The organism is Nocardioides sp. (assembly GCF_036503465.1).
Classification (GTDB): Bacteria; Actinomycetota; Actinomycetes; order Propionibacteriales; family Nocardioidaceae; genus Nocardioides.
Genome location: NZ_DASXWU010000095.1, coordinates 88,333 through 105,773, shown reverse-complemented (window position 1 = coordinate 105,773; position 17,441 = coordinate 88,333). Strand labels below are relative to the sequence as shown.

Here is a 17,441-nt window from a genome sequence, read left to right as displayed (position 1 = left end):
AGCATGGCAGAGCCTCCTCAACGGCCGTTCAGTCCTGGTTGGATGGCGGCATGCCGCGCGCCCGTGACCTGGGGATCCAGGTCGGTTCCCTCCCGACCGGACCGACCAACTCCGTGCTCGACGTCCCGGGTGTCGGCCTCGGCCACGCGACCGTGTGGCGCGACGAGCCCGCGCCGCCGGAGGGACGGGGCGTGGGGCGGACCGGCGTGACCTGTCTGGTGCTGGCCGAGGACGCCTTCACCCGGCTCGTCCCGGCGGGCGGCGCGGTGCTGAACGGCGCCGGCGAGTGCACGGGCTTCATCACCGCTGCCGAGTGGGGTTCGGCCGAGACCCCGGTCTACCTCACCTCGACGCTCCAGCTCGGCCGCGTGTACGACTCGGCCTGCCGGATCGAGCTCGAGGTGAACCCCTCCAGCGCGGTCGACTTCATCATCCCCGTGGTCGCGGAGTGCGACGACTCGTTCCTCAACGACGCCCGCCGGATGCAGGTCGAGCACGAGGACGTGGTGGCCGCGTACGACGCGGCGATGGCCTCACGCGGATCGTCGACGCCACCCGACGAGGGGGCCGTCGGGTCGGGCACCGGGATGTCGTGCCTCGGGTTCAAGGGAGGCATCGGGACGGCTTCGCGGCTCGTCGGCGGTCACACGGTGGCGGTGCTGCTGATGACGAACTTCGGCGCCCGCGAGGAGCTGGTCGTGAACGGCGTACCCGTGGGGCGGAGGCTGGGCGACGTGGTCTCGACTCCGCTCGACCACCGAGAGGCGGGGCTCGACCACCGAGGTGACGGGTCGTGCATCGGGATCGTGGTCACCGACGCGCCGGTCGACGGAGCGTCGTGCTCCAGGCTCGCCCGACGGGTGGGGCTCGGCCTGGCCCGTGCCGGCTCGGTCGCCCACCACGGCAGCGGGGAGATCTTCATGGCGTTCGGCACTGGGATGCGGATGGATCGCGACGGGAAGCCCGACGGGACGCCGGTGATGACCGGCCGGGCGCTCGACCCGCTCTTCGCCGCGGTCGTCGAGGCGGCCGAGGAGTCGGTGCTGAACTCGATGTTCACCGCGCCGACCGTGGTCGGGCGCGACGGCAACACCAGCGCGTCGGCGTACGACGACGAGGTGCTGGGGCTGCTGCGGTGAGGATCGAGGAGGCGCGGATCCCGGTCCGCGACGGCCTGTGGCTGGCGGCGACGCTGTACATCCCGGACGAGGCCGCGGGACCTCAGCCGTGCCTGGTGGAGGCGCTCCCCTACCGCAAGGACGACCTGACCTCGTCGTACGCGACGACCTACCGCAGCCTCTGCGAGAAGCACGGGTACGCCGTGGCGCGCATCGACGTGCGCGGCACGGGGTCGTCGCCGGGTGATGCGCTGGACGAGTACCAGGAGGCGGAGCAGACCGACCTGCCCGACGCGTTCGCCTGGCTGGCCCAGCAGGCGTGGTGTGACGGGCAGATCGGGATGTGGGGCACGTCGTACTCGGGCTTCAACTCGCTGCAGATCGCGGCGGAACGCCCGCCCGAGCTCAAGGCGATCTGTGCGATCTACGCGACCGACGACCGGTGGACCGACGACGTGCACTGGCGGGGCGGCGCGCTACGGCTGGTGGACCTCGTCGACTACAACCACTACATGACGCCCATGTGCGTGCTGCCGCCGGTGCCGGCGGTGTGGGGATCTGTCGACGGCCGCGACTGGCGCGAGGAATGGGAACGACGGCTGCGGACCAACGAGCCGTGGCTCCTGACCTGGCTGCGGGAGAACCGGCACGGCCCGTACTGGGACCACGGGTCGCTGCGGCTGGGCGGCACCACCTCCGGCTACGAGCGGATCGGGTGCCCGGTGATGATCGTGTCCGGGTGGGCCGACGGCTACCGCAACAACTCCTTCCGCACGGTCGCCGAGCTCGCCCGGCACGGCGTACCCCACCGGCTGCTGGCCGGGCCGTGGGCGCACGCCGACCCGGCGACGGCGATGCCGGGTCCGCGGATCGACTTCGAGGCGCAGTTGGTCGCGTGGTTCGACCACTGGCTGCGCGGCACGGGCGAGCACGAGGACCGGCTCGACGTCTTCGTGCGGGCGTCGACGCGGCCGGAGGTCGACCTCGACCTGCACGAGGGGCGCTGGGTGGCGCTGCCGTCGGTGCCACCGGTGACCGAGGCGACGCTCGACCTGACCGCGCCGGTCACCCTCGCCGTCGCCCCCGACGTCGGGACGGCAGCGTGGATCGACTGTGCCGGACACCTCCCGTGGGGGCTCTCGGGCGACCAGAGGCTCGACGACGAGCGCTCGCTGACCTGGGAGGTCGAGCCGCCGCCGAAACCGGTGGTCGGTCACCCCGTCTTCCGGGCACGGCTGTGGGCCACCGAGCCGAGGGCGTCGATCTCGGTGAAGCTCTGCGACGTGTTCCCCGACGGCACGTCGGCGCTGGTGACCCGCGGGTCGCTCGACCTCGCCTACCGCGACGGGGTGCACGGCGCACCGTCGCCGTTGGTCCCCGGCCGCGAGGTGGCCGTCGAGGTGGTGCTGGACGCGTGCGCCTACGAGTGGACTCCGGGCAACACGCTGCGGGTGTCCGTGGCCGGGGCCGACTGGCCGAACACGGTCGCTCCCCCGGCGCCGGTCTCGATGACGCTGCGGACGGCGTCGTTGACGCTGCCCTTCCTCGACGGCGAGTTCCCCGTTCCGGCCTTCGGGCCCGGCGCCGAGCACTCGTCGGAGACGACCGAGGGTGTCGGCTGGTCGATCCACCACGACGTGTTGTCTCGCACGACGTCGGCCACGACACGTTCCGACTCGCGCTACTCCACGCCGTACGGCGGCACCGCCCACGAGCTGTACCTCGGCGAGGTCTCGGTCAACACCCGCACCTTCGCTCAGCGCGCCCATGCCACCACCGTCTTCGAACTGGCCTGGCCCGGCACCGAGGTCACCGTGCGGTCGACGATGACCCTCGACGTCACCCCCACGTCGTACGACGTCTCCATCTGGACCCAGGCGGTGCTCGACAGCGAGTCGATCAGCGAACGGGCCTGGCGGGAGTCGATCCCGCGCTGACGGGCTTTGTAGCGAGTGCTACGAATCACGTCTGAAGTGGACGCGAAAGTTCGGGTTGGGCCGCGCCGATCTGTCACGATATGAGCAGCGAGAAGTGCTCGCTGCCTGTCCGAAGGAAGCACCATGTCGTACGCCGTCCGCGCCTCGTCGAAGCCGACCCCGAAGGTCGTCCGTCTCACGAGGGCAGTCCGCAAGAGCTGGGCGCGGGCCCGGTACACCGACCGTCAGCTGATGGCGATGCGCACCGATCTCAGCCGCCACTCCGGCCACTCCGGCTGACTCCTCCCCCGTCGGGCCCGTCTCTCCGGGCCGAGCACCGCTGCGGCTCGACGTACGAAACTGACGTGCTCCCCCGAGGGCGCTCTGGTTACTGTCGAGCAGTGCCCGAGCTGCAGCGACTGCGAGCCGACCATGAAACGGCCGTGCTGGCCTTCGAGCGGGAGAACCGGGCGTACTTCGCCGGCTTCATCTCCGACCGTGGCGACGAGTACTTCGAGCAGTTCGCCGGGCGCCTCGCCTGGTTGCTGCACGACCAGGAGTCGGGCGGCGGCGCCTATCGCGTGCTCGTCTCGGACGACGGTTCCGTGCTGGGGCGCTTCAACCTGATCTTCACCGAGGACGGCGTGGCCGAGCTGGGCTACCGGGTGGCACAGGCCGCGGCCGGTCGCGGCGTGGCGAGCGCCGCGGTCAGGGAGATGTGCCGGCTGGCGGTGACGGACCACGGGCTCCGCATGCTCCGGGCAGCCACGAGCGATGCGAACGTCGCGTCCCAGAAGGTGCTGACCAACAACGGGTTCGTCCAGGCGGGCCGGGCCGACCCGAGCAACATCGGGGGCAAGCAGGGCTCGTGGTACGAGCGCGACCTCACCAGCGACGGCTGAGTGGGTCGGCTCTCAGCGCTCCCGCTTCCACTTCCCGCGTCCGAACATGCGGCCGAACCGGTCGGACAGCGACTGACCCGTGTCGTCGTCGGCGACGGCGTCGTACACCGGATCCTGGTCGGGCATCGGAAGCTCCGCCGCCTCGGCCGCCGACAGGGTGGTGACGACGTGCGTCGTGAAGATCTGCCCGACGCGGTCGGCGTCGACGAAGCGCTGACCCTCCGCCGTCCGCACGACGAGCCCGTCGAAGACGTCGACCTCTTCCACGTCGAGCACCGCCTCGACGGTGCCGAACTCCTGTCCGTCACTGGACTGCACCGGGGTGCCCTTCGCCAGCGCCTTGTAGGCGATCGGGTCCGCGTCATCGCTCATGCCGCCACCCTACGGAGCCGCGGGGTGGTCGGCACGCCTCACACCATCCAGTTCGCCTGGTACGCCGGATCGGTGAGCCCCGGCCGGTCGAAGCCGAACGCCGACACGTCGGACGTGGTCTCGCCCGTCGTCACCAGGTCGGCCAGGATCCGACCGAACGTCGGCGCGAACTTGAACCCGTGCGCGGAACCCAGACCGACCACGACGGCCGGGTGGTCGGGCACCGGCGCGAGCACGAAGTCGCGGTCGGGGGTCAGCGTGTACTGGCAACGCAGCGACCGGACCACCGGCCCGCTCCCCGGCAGCAGCGACCGCATGAACGCCGCCAGCCGGTCGAGCATCTCCTGGTCGGGCTCCGTCGTCCGTCGGTCCGGGTCGACCACCGGTCCGCCGCAGTCCTGGGCCGCCTTGACGGTCGGCTCGCCATAGCAGGGGAAGCCGTAGTACGACGGCTCGTCCATCCAGATCCACAGCGGCACGTCCTGGAACGCCGAGAGGTGGGGCGGGGCGAAGTACGTCGGCTGCTCGAGCGTCACCGTCAGCGGGATCTCGACCCCGAGGCCGACCAGCACCCGGTTGGTCCACGCATCCGCGGCGACCACGACCCCACGACAGGTGTACGCCGTGTCCCCGGCCTCGACGACGACGTGCGAGGCGTGGTCGGTCACCCGGGTCACCCGCGTGGACCCCAGCAGCGTGGCACCGCACGACGTCGCGAGTCGTTGCATCGCGGCTGTGCCACGCGCGGCCGGGACGATCGCCCCACGCGCCTGGTACAGCCCACGCGTCCCCGGAGGCGGGTCGAACACCGGCCACCGAGCGCGGATCTCCTCGGCCGACAGCTCCTCGAAAGCGATGCCGACCTCTCTCAGCGATCCGACGTAGTCCACGGGGCTGATCGCGCAGTCCGGCGGGAACAGGTCGAGGCCGCCAACCACGGTGACCATTTGCTCCCCCGACTCAGCCTCGAGCCGCGCCCAGTCGTCGTACGCCTCACAGGTCAGCCGGACGTAGGCAGGGGTGTGGTAGCTGTGCCGCAGGATCCGCGAGGTGTCGTGGGAGGCGCCGCGGGTGTGGCCGAGCTCGAACTGCTCGAGCCCCACCACCGTGTGCCCGCGCGACGCCAGCTGCCAGGCAGCTGCCGCCCCGAGCGCCCCGAGGCCGACGACGACGTAGTCGTAGTCACTCACGGTCGAGTCTCGGGAGCAGCCAGTGACGGATGTCGGCCGAGTCGTCCTCCATCGGCGCGAACCACCCGTGGGTGTAGGCACGCGAGGACATCCCGCGCTGCACCGACTCACAGATGGCCCAGTCCTGCCGGTTCACCATGTCCCAGAAGTCGCCCGCGTCCGAGGGGTCGAACGACGCCCGCGCGACCTCGGCCGGATGGAACAGCAGCCGGCACTCGATCGCGGTGCGGTCGACCGCCAGCGGCTGCAGCGTGAACGCGGCGACGTGGTCGGCCGAGCACGACAGCATCAGGTTGGGGTAGACCAGCTCGCCCTTGTGCCGCGTCCTCTCGTCGTCGTCGAGCCCGGGCAGCGGAGCGCGTTCGGTCGTCCCGGACATGGTGAACGTCCACGCGCCCTCGCGGTGCGGGATCCCCGCGTCCCAGTCGAGCCCGCGCCCGCCACCGGCGAACGACGGCACCAGCCGCGACAGCTCGGGGTGCACCGGGCCGCAGTGGTAGCACTCGTTGTAGTTCTCGGCCACCACCTTCCAGTTGGCCGCGACGTCGTAGGTCAGGGTCAGCCCGGTCACCAGGGACCCGAGGTCGTAGTGGGCCAGCGTGCGCGTCGCCCGGCCCACGCTCTCGGACAGCGCCGCCTGCTTACTCGGCGTGGGATGCACGAAGACGAACCCGCCCCACTCCTCGGCGCCCACGACGTGCAAGGAGAACTCGGGCGGGTCGACCTCGCCCTCCTCGGTGTGCGGCGCGCGCAAGAGCGAGCCGTCCAGGGCATACGTCCAGGAATGGTAGGGGCAGCGGATCGACCTCGCCGCGCACAGCTGCGGCGCCGAGCCCGGCTCGGTCGGGAACAGCTGCGATCCCCGGTGGCGACAGACGTTGTACGCCGCGTGCAGCGCGCCGTCGGCGTCCGAGGTCACCAGCAGCGACTCGCCCAGCACCTCGACGACGGCGACCCGCTCCGGCTCGTCGAGACCCAGGTCGTCGACCCGGCCCACGCAGGTCCACTCCCGCAGGAGCACCCGTTCACGTTCCCGCTCGAAGGCCGGAGGATCGACGTACAGCTCACGTGGCAGCGCGGCTTGCAGGGTCATGGGTGACCTCCTCTCGGGACGCAACCAGGTGGCACGCGCTCCGGTGACCCTCAGGATCGCCGGACAGGATCGCGAGCGCGGTGTGCCGACACGCCTCGGCGACCGCGTCCGCCTCGCCCGACGCGAGCGCCGGACACCGCGGGTGGAACCGGCAGCCCGCCGGGATGCGCGTCGGGTCGGGGATCTCGCCGCGCAGGACCACCGGCTCGAGACCCTCGATCTCGGGTACGACGGAGAGCAGCGCCTGCGTGTAGGGGTGCTGCGGAGAGGTCAGCACGTCCTCGGTCGGCCCGGACTCGACGACGCGGCCCAGGTACATCACCGCGATCCGGTCGGCGATGTTCCACGCCAGGCCGAGGTCGTGGGTGACCACGAGCACGCCGAGGCCCAGCTCCTCGCGCAACCGCAGCAGCAGCGCGAGGATCTCGCCCCGGATGGACGCGTCGAGGCTGGACACCGGCTCGTCCGCGATCAGCAGCTGCGGCTGCAGCGCGAGGGCACCGGCGATCAGGACACGTTGCCGCTGACCGCCCGAGAGCTCGTGCGGGTAGCGCAGGAACAGCCCCTCGGGCGGGCGCAGGCCGGCGGACGCGAGCGCCTGTGCCACGAGCTCGGTCTCGGTGCGGCCGGAGCCCGCCACCAGCCGGTGCACCCGCAGGCCCTCCGCCACCGACTCGTAGACGGTGTGCCGCGGGTTCAGGGCGCCGAGAGGATCCTGGAGCACGAGCTGCGCATGACGGCGCAGCCGCTTGAGCCCGCGGGTCGAGCGGTCCAGGGGCCGGCCCTCCCACCGGACCTCGCCGGCCGCGGGCCTGGTCAGGCCGACCAGGCTGCGGGCCAACGTGGTCTTTCCCGACCCCGACTCCCCCACCAACGCCACGACCTCGCCGGCCCGCACCACCAGATCGGCGCCGTCGAGCGCCCGGGCGACCCGGCCGGTCCGGGTCGTGAACTCGACGCGCAGCCCGTGGGCGGACAATTCGGCGCTCACGACGCGACCTCCGTGGTGTCGGGTTCGCCGACGCGCACGCAGGCGGCGGCCCGTCCCTCGGCGTACGGCGTGAGCTCGGGCTCGGCGGGGAGACAGACGTCGGCGGCACGCGGGCACCGCGGCGCGAAGGAGCACCCGCCGGGCAGGTTCCGTGGGTCGGGCGGGTCGCCGGGCAGCCCGGACGGGGCGAACCGTGCCGCCGGGTCACCGATCCGCGGGAAGGCGGCCGAGAGAGCTCCGGCGTACGGGTGGAGCGGCCGGGCGAAGACCTGCTCGGCGGCCCCCTCCTCGACCACGCGCCCGGCGTACATGACCGTGATCCGGTCGCACAGGTGGGCGAGCACGGACAGGTCGTGGCTGATCATCATCATCCCGACGCCCCGCCGGCGGACCAGCTCGGTGAGCACGTCGAGCACCTGGGCCTGGACCATCACGTCGAGCGCTGTCGTCGGCTCGTCCGCGACCACGAGCTCGGGGTCGCAGGCCAACGCCATCGCGATCATGATCCGCTGCTTCTGGCCGCCCGAGAGCTGGTGCGGGTAGCTGCGCGCGCGGTCGGGGTCCAGTCCGACCTGGTCGAGCAGCTCGGCCACCCGCCCCCGGATCCGGGCCTCACCGAGCGTGGGCTGGTGGATGCGGAGCGGTTCCGCGATCTGTGTCCCGACCCGGTGGACCGGGTTCAGCGAGTGCAGAGCTCCCTGGAACACGATCGAGGCCCCGGCCCACCGGACCGCGCGGAGCTCGCCCCAGCGCATGGTGAGGACGTCGCGGCCGTTGACGAGCACCTCGCCGGAGACCTGCGCGCTCGGCGGCTGGAGCCGGAGCACCGTGCTCGCCAGCGTGGACTTGCCGCAGCCCGACTCGCCCGCGACGCCGACGATCTGGCCCCGGTCGACGGTCACGTCGACGCCGCGCACGGCCGGCAGCGGACCGTCGCCGGTGGCGTAGGTGACGTGGAGGTCGCGGATCGCGAGCAAGGGGTCGGACATCACCGGCTCCGCAGCCGCGGGTTGAGGACCTCCTCGAGGGCCTGGCCGATCAGGGTGAAGGCCAGGACGACGAGGACGACGCAGACGCCGGGCGGCACGATGTACCACCAGCAGCCGGTCGTGATCGCACCCACCTGGAACGCGTCGTCGAGCATCGTGCCCCAGGAGGTGCGGGTCGGGTCGCCGAGCCCGAGGAAGCTCAGCGTGGTCTCGGAGAGGATCGCGATCGCGACGGTCAACGTCGTGTTGGCGAAGACCATCGGCATCACGTTCGGCAGCACGTGCTTGCCCATCTGGTGCCAGCGTCCCGCCCCGATCGCCTGCGCGCGCTCGACGTACGGGCGCTCCTTGATCGAGAGCGTCTGGCTGCGGATCAGCAGTGCCGTGCCGGGCCACGAGGTCACCCCGATCACGAGGATGATGTTGAAGAGCGACCGTCCGAGCACGGTCGCCAGCGCGATCGCGAGCGGAAGGAACGGGATCACCAGGAACCACTCGGTGAGCCGGAAGAAGATCCGCCCCACCCAGCCGGGGAAGAACCCGGACACCAGGCCGACCAGCGTGCCGATCACCATCGAGATCAGGGTCGCCATCAGCCCGACCAGCAGCGAGATCCGCGACCCCCAGATCAGCAGGGTGAGCACGGAGCGGCCGTTCTCGTCGGTCCCGAGCAGGTAGTGCCCCGACGGTGCGCCCAGGACCGGACCGTTCGCCCGGGTCACGTCGAGCCCACTGCGGCTCGCGATGAGCGGCGCCGCCAGGGCGACCCCGATGAAGACCACCAGGATGCCGAGACCGATCATGCCGCTGCGGTGCGTGCGGAACTGTGCCCAGCCCCGCCTCCACGTCGCCACGCGTCGCCGCCTGGCGAGCTGGCGGGCCGAGAGGCGCGGCGAGACCGAGATCTCCGACGTCGTCATGTCCGGACTCTCGGGTCGAGCCAGCCGTAGATCAGGTTGGCGACGAGGTTGGCGAGGATGACGCCGGCGCTGGCGATCAGGAAGGCGCCCTGGAGCACCCAGAAGTCGGGCACCCCGATGGCGTCGGTCGAGAGCAGACCGAGGCCGGGGATCGAGAACACCGTCTCCACGGTGATGGCGCCCGACACCACGAAGCCGATGTTGAGGGCGATGATGGTGGTCGTCGGCAGCATCGCGTTGCGTACGGCGTGCCGGTTGCGCACCTGCACGTCGCGCAGGCCCTTGGCCCGGGCGGTCTGCAGGTAGTCCTCGCCCAGCTCGTCGAGCAGCGAGCTGCGCATGATCAACGAGTAGTCCGCGAGGTAGGCCAGGGTCAGCGTGGTCACCGGGAGCACGAGGTGCCACACGGTGTCGAAGACGCCGTGCAGCGAGTTCGGATCGACGTTCGGGGAGTGGAGCCCCCCGGTCGGGAACAACCCGGGCACGAACGCGAACCCCACCCCCAGACCGGCGATCAGCAGTAGGCCGAGCCACCACTCCGGCATGGAGTAGAGCGTGAGCGAGGTCCCGGTCGAGATCCGGTCGAACAGGCCGCCGCGGTTCCAGGCTCCGCGGATCCCGAGGTAGACCCCGATCAGCGTGGCCAGGATCGTCGAGGTGCCGACGAGTAGCAGCGTGGGCCAGAGCCGGTCCATGAGCAGCTGCGAGACCGGGAGCCGATACTGCAGCGAGATCCCGAGGTCGCCGTGCGCGATGTTCTTCAGGAACGTGAGGAACTGCTGGGGCATCGGCTCGTGGAGCCCGTAGGTCTTGTTGAACGCGTCGACCTGCGCCTGGCTCGTCAGGCGGCCGCGGCCGAGCGTCTTCGCCGGGTCACCCGGCAGGACCCGGAAGAGCAGGAAGTTGACGACCAGCATGAAGCAGAGACTGCCGATCGCCCCGAGCACCTTGAGCGCGACGTACGAGCCGTACCCACGACGTCTCGAACCGCCCTCGGCCTCCTCGCCCTCGGCGACGAGGCCGGGGTCCGCGACCAGCGTCATCCGGCGACCCGGGTCACTCGCGATCCGCGACTGTCGAACGACGACGCATCATCAGGACACCGCCCCCGATCAGGACGAGCACCACGACCACGCCGACCCCGATCAGGAAGGGCCCGGTCGACGACGAGCTGTCCGTGCTCGCGGACGCCTTGACCGCACCGGTGAGCCCCGGAGCTGCGTCGCACTTCGCGCCGGCGGACGCGGGCTGCATGTGCACGTAGTTGTAGACGCCGTACTGCTCGAGCCAGACACCGCCCGGGTTGGGCTGGGTCACCAGACAGGCGAACCGGTCGCTCGCCACGGCTTCACCGATCGAGGAGTACGCCGTGACCAGGTACGGCGAGTCGCGGTAGAGGATCTCCTGCATCTTCTTGATGTCCGCCACGCGCTTGGCGTGGTCGGTCGCGACGTGCTGGGCGTTGTAGAGGGCGTCGTACTGCTTGTTGCAGTAGAAGGAGTCGGAAGAGCCCTGCCGCTGGCCACAGGTCATGTAGCTCAACATCGAGTCCGGATCGGGCTCGACGTACCAGCCCCACTGGAAGGCGTCGTAGTTGCCCTTGTAGATCTGGTCGGTCAGCTGGCTGGAGCTGTACGTCGACACCTGCGACTTGATGCCGAGGTCGGAGAGCCAGGTCTTGAAGTAGGCCATGGTGTGCAACGACGTCGGCGAGTCGGAGCGAGCGGCGAGCCGCAGCGTGCCGATCGGCTTGCCGTTCGGCAGCGTCCGCAGCCCGTCGGAGCCCTTCTTGTACCCGGCGGCGTCGAGCAGCTGGCCGGCCTTGTCGAGGTCGAAGGTGAACTTCTGGCCGGCCGGCGGCTCCCAGTGGTACTGCGTGTAGTTGGGCGGGACGATCGTGGTGCCCGGCAGGCCGGCGCCCTGGTACACCTTCTTGATCAGTGTCGGCAGGTCGAGGGCGTAGCCGAGGGCGTGGCGGAACTTCGGGTCGAGCACGGCCGGGTTGGGGTTGCCGATCGGGTGACCGTTCGTGGCCGCCGACACCGAGCCGGCGTTGAAGGCGATCTCGTCGAAGCCGGGCGAGTTGCCGTTGTGGGCCTGGATGCCGGGCTTGCCCTGGAGGCTCTTGACCTCGAGGGCGGTGATGCCCTCGACGAAGTCGGCTTCACCCTTGATCAGGGCCTGCACCGCGGAGTCGTCGTTCTTGTAGAACTGGAAGATGACCTCGTCGATGTGCGGCGCCCCGCCCCAGTAACCCGGGTTGGCCTCGAACTTGAAGGTCTGACCGTCGGCGGTCCCCTGCACGAGACGGAACGGGCCGGACCCGACGACCGGCTTCCCGCCCTGCGGCTCGGCGGCGTAGCTCTTGATCTGCTTCTCGCTGACGTTCTTCCAGATGTGCTCGGGCACGATCGGGATCGGGAGCAGGGGCAGCGTGGCGACCGGTTGCTTGAGCTTCAGCACCACGGTGGTGTCGTTGGGCGCCGTCACCGACTTCACGCCGGTGAGGTAGGAGATCCAGTTGGTGCCCTCGACCGTGCCGTGGAGCACCCGGTTGTAGGTGTAGGCGACGTCCTTGGCCGTCAGTGGCACACCGTCGGAGAACTTCACGCCGGTGCGGACGGTGAACGTCCACGTCTTGCCGTCGGGGGACGTCGTCCACTTCGTCGCGAGGTCCGGCTCGGGCGACATGTCCTTCATCGAGTAGCCCACCAGGTAGTCGTAGGTGAGCCCCCACATCTCGTACGACGGTGCCTGGAACCCGAGGAACGGGTTCAGCGAGTCCACGCCCTCGCCGAGCATCGCGACGTGGAAGACGACCTTGTCCTTGCCCTGGGCCGGCGCCCCGATCGCGAGCCCGGGCAGCATCGTGGCGAGCAGTAGTCCGAGCGCCACGAGCAGCGCTCCGGCGGTACGGTGGCCGCCGTGTCGAACCCGCCGAGTGCCCCATCGACCGCCCCGGCTCCGCCCCTCGCCGAGCGCCGGCCGTTCAGCCACGCCGAGCACGGGATCGAGCGACCGGACCCCTTCCACTGGCTGGGCGGGGACGACCCCGCCGTGCTCGACCATCTCGTCGCCGAGCGGGCTTTCTACGACGCGTCCACTGTCCATCTGGAACCCCTCAGATCCGCCCTGAAGGCGGAGATGCTGTCGCGGTTACCGGCCGTCGACGAGTCAGCCCGCTGGTCCCGCAGGAGGTTCACCTATTGGACCCGCCACCCCGTGAACAGCGACTACGCCGAACTCTGGCGACTGAATCATGATTCAGAGGCCGGGTCAACGACCGAATCCGAATCTTCATCTCTGTTTTTCGACATCAACGCCGAGGACCGCGGCACCGGCTACCTCGATCTCGGTATCGCCTCGGTGAGTCCGGACGAGAACCTGCTCGCCTACAGCATCGACACCCAGGGCGACGAGGTGTTCGAGCTGAGGTTCCGCGACCTGCGCACCGGCGCGGACCTGCCCGACCTCGTGGCGCGCAGCTACTACGGCGGTGCCTGGAGCGGAGACTCGCGCTTCTTCTTCTACACGGTGCACGACCACGCCTACCGGCCGCACCAGGTCTGGCGGCACCGGGTCGGCACCGATGCAGCCTCGGACGAGCTCGTCCTCGAGGAGCCGGACCAGCGGTTCGAGCTGAGCGTGCGGGCACCCCGGACCGGCGACGTCGTGGTGATCTGGAGTGAGAGCCGCTCGACCAGCGAGGCGTGGGTGCTGGACGGCACCGACCCGCACGGGGTCCCGCGCTCGGTCGGCGGGCGGCGGCACGGGGTCCTGTACCAGGTCGAGCACGCCCCGGCGGTGAGCGGCGACCGCCTCCTCGTCGTGACCAACGACGGTGCCGTCGAGTTCCGGCTGATGTCGGCGCCGGTGCCCCGCACCGCCGACCAGGACCACACGGCGTGGTCGGAGGTGCGCGCGGAGAACCCGGCGGAGCGCCTGCTGCGTGCCGACGCCTTCGCCGACACGGTCGTGCTCTCCTTCCGTGCGGAGACCCAGCACCGGCTGCGGGTGGTGCCTCACGAGGACCTCGCCGGCGACGGGATCGTCCTCCGCAGCCAAGGGGCCGCGGGATGCCTCGACCTGGCCCGCAACGACCTGTACGACGCCCCGGCCGTCACCGTCTGCGACGAGACCTACCTGCGGCCACCGGTCTGGTCGTCGGTCGACCTGCACACCGGAGAGGCCACCGAGGTCCACCGCGGCGAGGCCCCGGCCTTCGACCCGGACGCCTACGCCGTCGAACGGCGTACCTTCCCGGCGCCCGACGGGACGTCGGTGCCCGCCGTGGTCCTTCGCCACCTCGACACCCCACTGGACGGGTCGGCTCCGGCGTTGATCTACGCGTACGGCTCCTACGAGGCGGTCGACGAGCCCGAGTGGGATCCCGGCCTGCCGAGCGTGCTCGACCGCGGCGTCGTGTGGGTGCACGCGCTGATCCGCGGCGGCGGCGAGGGCGGACGCCGCTGGTGGCTGGACGGCAGCATGCAGCGCAAGCAGCACACGTTCGACGACCAGATCGCGGTCGCCGACGGGCTCGCGCGTGAGGGCCTGGTGGACGGAGACCGGATCGCTACCCGCGGGCTGAGCGCCGGCGGGCTGCTGCAGGGTGCCGTGTTCAGCCAGCGACCGGACCGGTGGCGTGCGGTGGTGGCCGAGGTGCCCTTCGTGGACGTGGTGACGACGATGTTCGACGAGACCATCCCGCTGACCATCACCGAGTGGGAGGAGTGGGGTGACCCGCGGGTGCGCGAGGAGTTCGACTGGATGCGCGCCTACTCGCCGTACGACAACATCCCCGCAGCCGGGTCTCGCCCCGACCTCCTCGTCACCGGCGCCGTGAACGACCCGCGGGTGATGGTCCGCGAACCGGCCAAGTGGGTGGCCGCGCTCCGCTTGAGCGACCCGGAATGGTCGCCGCGGCTGCTGTTCCGCTGCGAGACCAGCGCGGGCGCGCACGTGGGGCCGTCGGGCCGGATCGGTCACCTGGCGTACGAGGCCGAGATCTACGCGTGGGTCCTCGACCGGCTGGGTGTGGCAGACGGTGGGGTGCGCGCATGACCGACACGTCCCTGCACGACGAGGTGATCGAGGTCGCGCGCGACCTGATCCGGTGCGACACCACCAACGCCCGCGAGCCCGGGCTGGGCAACGAGACCCTGTGTGCGGAGTACCTGGCCGGCTACCTCCGCGGCTTCGGTGTCGAGGTCGAGGTCGTCGCCCGGGAGCCGCACCGGGCGAACCTGGTGGCGCGGCTACCCGGCTCGGATGCCGGCGCCGAGTCGCTGGCCTTCGTCGGTCACACCGACGTGGTGCCGTGCGACCCGCGCGACTGGACGCACCCGCCGTTCGAGGCCGTCGTGGACGACGACGGGTGGCTGTGGGGCCGCGGCGCCGTCGACATGAAGAACGAGGTGGCCGCACGTGCGGTCGCGATGGCGGAGCTTGCGCGGTCCGGCTTCCGGCCCCGTGGCGACCTGTGGTTCGTCGCCGTGGCGGACGAGGAGGACGGGTTCGCCGACGTCGGGATGCGCTGGCTGCTCGAGGAGCGCCCCGACGTCCGGCCGACGCACAGCGTGAACGAGGGCGGCGGCGAGCGTCTGCCGCTCTCGGACGGCCGCGAGGTGGTCTGCTACTCGATCGGCGAGAAGGGCACTCTCCCGGTGCAGGTGACCGCGGTCGGGGAGGCCGGGCACGCGTCGGTGCCGACCCTGGGCCGGAACGCCGTACCACTCCTGGCCCGGCTGCTCCCCCGGCTCGGCGACGGCCTGCCGGAGCCGACCACCGCACCGGAGGCGACGGCCATGCTCCGGGCACTGCTCGGTCGCGACGAGCCGGACCTGGTCGCCGCCCTCGCCGAGGCGGAGACCCTGTACGACGGGCTCGGGGACACGATCCGGTCGCTGATGGGCTCGACCCTGGCCCCGACCATGCTGTGGGGCTCGAACAAGCGGAACGTGATGCCGGCCCGCGCCACCGCCGAGGTGGACATCCGGATCGTGCCCGGTACGACGCACGCCGACGTCGAGGGTCGCGTCCGGTCGCTGCTGGGCGACGACATCCCCTACGAGCTGACCTGGCCCGAGGCGATGGTCGAGGCCTCGAGCTCACCCGTCGAGGGCGTCGTCCCTGCCGCCATCGCGGCGTTCCTCGAGGCCGAGGGCGACTCGGCGACCCTGCTGCCGACGCTGTGCACGGGTTTCACCGACAGCAACTTCCTCCGTGCGGCGGGCGGCACCCACGCGTACGGCTTCAGCCCGTTCCGGACCACCCCGAACTCCGTGCTCGAGTCGGGCTACCACAACGCGAACGAGCGGGTGCACGTCGACGACCTGCTGCTCTCCACCAGGTTCCACATCGACCTGGCGCGGCGGGTGCTGGGATGACCTCGCCACACACGGCGTTCCCCGAGCCGGCGTCGACCTCCGACCTCCGGGGCCTGCTGCTGGACTACCTGGACTTCTTCCGCGGCGTGGTCGCGGGCAAGCTGGACGGTCTCTCCGCCGACGATCTGGTCGGCTCGACCGTGCCGTCGGGGTGGACACCGGCCGGGCTCGTCCACCACTTGGTGAACGTCGAGCGGCGCTGGCTGGTGTGGGGGTTCCTCGCCGAGCGGGTTCCGGACCCCTGGCGCGACGCCTCCGAGGACGGCGGGTGGATCACCCTGGACGTGCCGGTCGGCGAGCTGCGGTCGATGCTCGACGAGACGGCGGCCCGTACCCGGGAGATCGTCGAGGCCCACCAGCTGAGCGACGTGGCGCGGGTGGGCGGGCGGTTCGCCGACCAGGCCTCCGCCCCGCAGCTGCAGTGGATCCTGCTCCACCTGCTCCAGGAGTACGCCCGGCACGCCGGGCACCTCGACATCGCCCGCGAGCTGCTCGACGGGGCGACCGGCGAGGAAGGCTGAGCCCTCTGAGGCTCACCTGTGGGACTCAGCCCAGGTGCAGCACCCGCATCGTCCGCTTCGCCATGTGCCTCTCGCCCAGGGCGTTCGGGTGCACGACCACCGGGTTGGTGCCCTGCAGCACCGGCTCGATCCACCGCACGCCCATCGGCTGGCAGGCGTCGTGGCCCTCGGAGACCCGGCTGAAGTCGACGTACGTCGCACCGGTGGCCTCGGCCGCACGGCGTACGGCGTCGTTGAGCGTGGCCTGCACCCCGCGCAGGTAGGGCACGTCGCCCTTCGCGACCGGCATCTTGTCGAAGCAGCCCATGGTCGGGGGCAGGACCCACGGGTAGCCGAGGATCGCGACGCGCGCGTGCGGCGCCTTGTGCCGCACCGCCTTCAGCGCCGTGACGAGGGCCGGGTAGGTCTTCTGCCGGATGTCGTGGCTGAACCGGTTGCCGTACATGTCGCGGCACGGGCTCCCCTGCCCCAGCGTCGAGAGCCCGGCAGCGCCGCACTTCACGATCGCGCCGATGAACGTGTTGTTGTCGTTGCCGCCGATGGTCATCGTGACCAGTCGGGTGCGCCGGTGCACGGCGTCCAGCTGGGGCGCGACGCCCGGGTACTGGCTCTGCGTGTAGTCCTTGGTCTCCGCGCCGCCGCAGGTCACGTCGGTGAGGCGCGCCCCGGTCTTCGCCGCGATCACGTGCGGGTAGTTGGCCGTCGACCGTGCGCAGAAGGGACTGGTCGGGTCCGGCGGGTACACCCCCGAGGCCGCGCTGTAGGAGTCGCCGAGCGCGACATACCGCATCCCCGCCGCCGATGTCTGGGCGGCCTGCGTGGGGGCGTTGACGGCGGCGACCGCGGTGAGCGCTGCTGCGAGAGACGCGGCAGAGGCGGTGAACGAGGCGAGGGTGCGACGGCGCATGACGGGACCTTCCGGGGTCGGATGCCCGGCTCAACGAGCAGGCCCTTGATCGCGTCACGACTCCAGGCACCTTCTCCTCGGTTGTACGAACGTTCGTACAACCGCCGCTCGGGTGACCTGACCTGGTGGACGA

The 17,441-nt window shown here is 71.1% G+C and carries 16 protein-coding genes; 7 read left to right on the top strand and 9 right to left on the bottom strand.

What is annotated here, in order from left to right; genetic code table 11:
* The first annotated feature begins 50 nt into the window (after positions 1-50).
* From VGK78_RS17610 to VGK78_RS17595, 4 genes are all read left to right on the top strand, one after another.
* Positions 51-1,139: a P1 family peptidase gene (locus VGK78_RS17610; RefSeq protein WP_331529029.1), complete on the top strand. Its 1,089-nt coding sequence runs from the start codon at positions 51-53 to the stop codon at positions 1,137-1,139.
* Positions 1,136-3,055, top strand: coding sequence for a CocE/NonD family hydrolase (locus VGK78_RS17605; RefSeq protein ID WP_331529028.1), 1,920 nt, complete (start codon positions 1,136-1,138; stop codon positions 3,053-3,055). Before VGK78_RS17610 ends, VGK78_RS17605 begins: the two co-directional genes overlap by 4 nt.
* 123 nt (positions 3,056-3,178) lie before the next feature.
* Positions 3,179-3,334: a hypothetical protein gene (locus VGK78_RS17600; RefSeq protein WP_331529027.1), complete on the top strand. Its 156-nt coding sequence runs from the start codon at positions 3,179-3,181 to the stop codon at positions 3,332-3,334.
* A 101-nt stretch (positions 3,335-3,435) separates the two neighbouring features.
* Positions 3,436-3,936 carry a GNAT family N-acetyltransferase gene (locus tag VGK78_RS17595; RefSeq protein ID WP_331529026.1) on the top strand — a complete coding sequence of 167 codons (501 nt, stop codon included), beginning with the start codon at positions 3,436-3,438 and terminating at the stop codon, positions 3,934-3,936.
* A 12-nt stretch (positions 3,937-3,948) separates the two neighbouring features.
* Here VGK78_RS17595 and VGK78_RS17590 read toward each other — a convergent pair whose 3' ends face one another.
* Genes VGK78_RS17590 through VGK78_RS17555 form a run of 8 tightly spaced genes read right to left on the bottom strand, consistent with a single transcriptional unit; the run spans position 3,949 to position 12,386 of the window.
* Positions 3,949-4,308 (bottom strand): hypothetical protein, encoded by a 360-nt coding sequence (locus VGK78_RS17590; RefSeq protein ID WP_331529025.1) that lies wholly within the window; start codon positions 4,306-4,308, stop codon positions 3,949-3,951.
* 38 nt (positions 4,309-4,346) lie between these two features.
* Positions 4,347-5,498 (bottom strand): N-methyl-L-tryptophan oxidase, encoded by a 1,152-nt coding sequence (solA, locus tag VGK78_RS17585; RefSeq protein WP_331529024.1) that lies wholly within the window; start codon positions 5,496-5,498, stop codon positions 4,347-4,349.
* Positions 5,491-6,591 (bottom strand): aromatic ring-hydroxylating dioxygenase subunit alpha, encoded by a 1,101-nt coding sequence (locus tag VGK78_RS17580; protein ID WP_331529023.1) that lies wholly within the window; start codon positions 6,589-6,591, stop codon positions 5,491-5,493. The genes solA and VGK78_RS17580 overlap by 8 nt, the downstream gene beginning before the upstream one ends.
* Positions 6,563-7,582: an ABC transporter ATP-binding protein gene (locus tag VGK78_RS17575; protein ID WP_331529022.1), complete on the bottom strand. Its 1,020-nt coding sequence runs from the start codon at positions 7,580-7,582 to the stop codon at positions 6,563-6,565. Before VGK78_RS17575 ends, VGK78_RS17580 begins: the two co-directional genes overlap by 29 nt.
* Complete coding sequence (locus VGK78_RS17570; RefSeq protein ID WP_331529021.1) at positions 7,579-8,571, bottom strand: ABC transporter ATP-binding protein; 993 nt, start codon at positions 8,569-8,571, stop codon at positions 7,579-7,581. Before VGK78_RS17570 ends, VGK78_RS17575 begins: the two co-directional genes overlap by 4 nt.
* Complete coding sequence (locus VGK78_RS17565; RefSeq protein WP_331529020.1) at positions 8,571-9,491, bottom strand: ABC transporter permease; 921 nt, start codon at positions 9,489-9,491, stop codon at positions 8,571-8,573. Before VGK78_RS17565 ends, VGK78_RS17570 begins: the two co-directional genes overlap by 1 nt.
* Entirely contained in the window at positions 9,488-10,534 is a 1,047-nt protein-coding gene (locus VGK78_RS17560) for an ABC transporter permease (protein WP_331529019.1), read from the bottom strand. Before VGK78_RS17560 ends, VGK78_RS17565 begins: the two co-directional genes overlap by 4 nt.
* Before the next feature lie 13 nt (positions 10,535-10,547).
* A complete protein-coding gene (locus VGK78_RS17555; protein WP_331529018.1) occupies positions 10,548-12,386 on the bottom strand; it encodes an ABC transporter substrate-binding protein in 1,839 nt (612 codons plus the stop codon).
* 30 nt (positions 12,387-12,416) lie between these two features.
* Here VGK78_RS17555 and VGK78_RS17550 point away from each other — a divergent pair, with 30 nt between their 5' ends.
* Genes VGK78_RS17550 through VGK78_RS17540 form a run of 3 tightly spaced genes read left to right on the top strand, consistent with a single transcriptional unit; the run spans position 12,417 to position 16,401 of the window.
* Positions 12,417-14,555, top strand: a complete 2,139-nt coding sequence (locus VGK78_RS17550) for a prolyl oligopeptidase family serine peptidase (protein ID WP_331529017.1) — start codon at positions 12,417-12,419, stop codon at positions 14,553-14,555.
* The gene (locus VGK78_RS17545) at positions 14,552-15,880 is read left to right on the top strand and encodes a M20/M25/M40 family metallo-hydrolase (RefSeq protein WP_331529016.1); all 1,329 of its coding nucleotides are present in this window, start codon (positions 14,552-14,554) and stop codon (positions 15,878-15,880) included. Before VGK78_RS17550 ends, VGK78_RS17545 begins: the two co-directional genes overlap by 4 nt.
* Positions 15,877-16,401, top strand: coding sequence for a DinB family protein (locus VGK78_RS17540; RefSeq protein WP_331529015.1), 525 nt, complete (start codon positions 15,877-15,879; stop codon positions 16,399-16,401). Before VGK78_RS17545 ends, VGK78_RS17540 begins: the two co-directional genes overlap by 4 nt.
* Positions 16,402-16,426: 25 nt before the next feature.
* On the opposite strand, the gene VGK78_RS17535 is transcribed toward VGK78_RS17540, so the two are convergent.
* Entirely contained in the window at positions 16,427-17,308 is an 882-nt protein-coding gene (locus VGK78_RS17535) for an SGNH/GDSL hydrolase family protein (protein WP_331529014.1), read from the bottom strand.
* Positions 17,309-17,441: the final 133 nt, after the last annotated feature.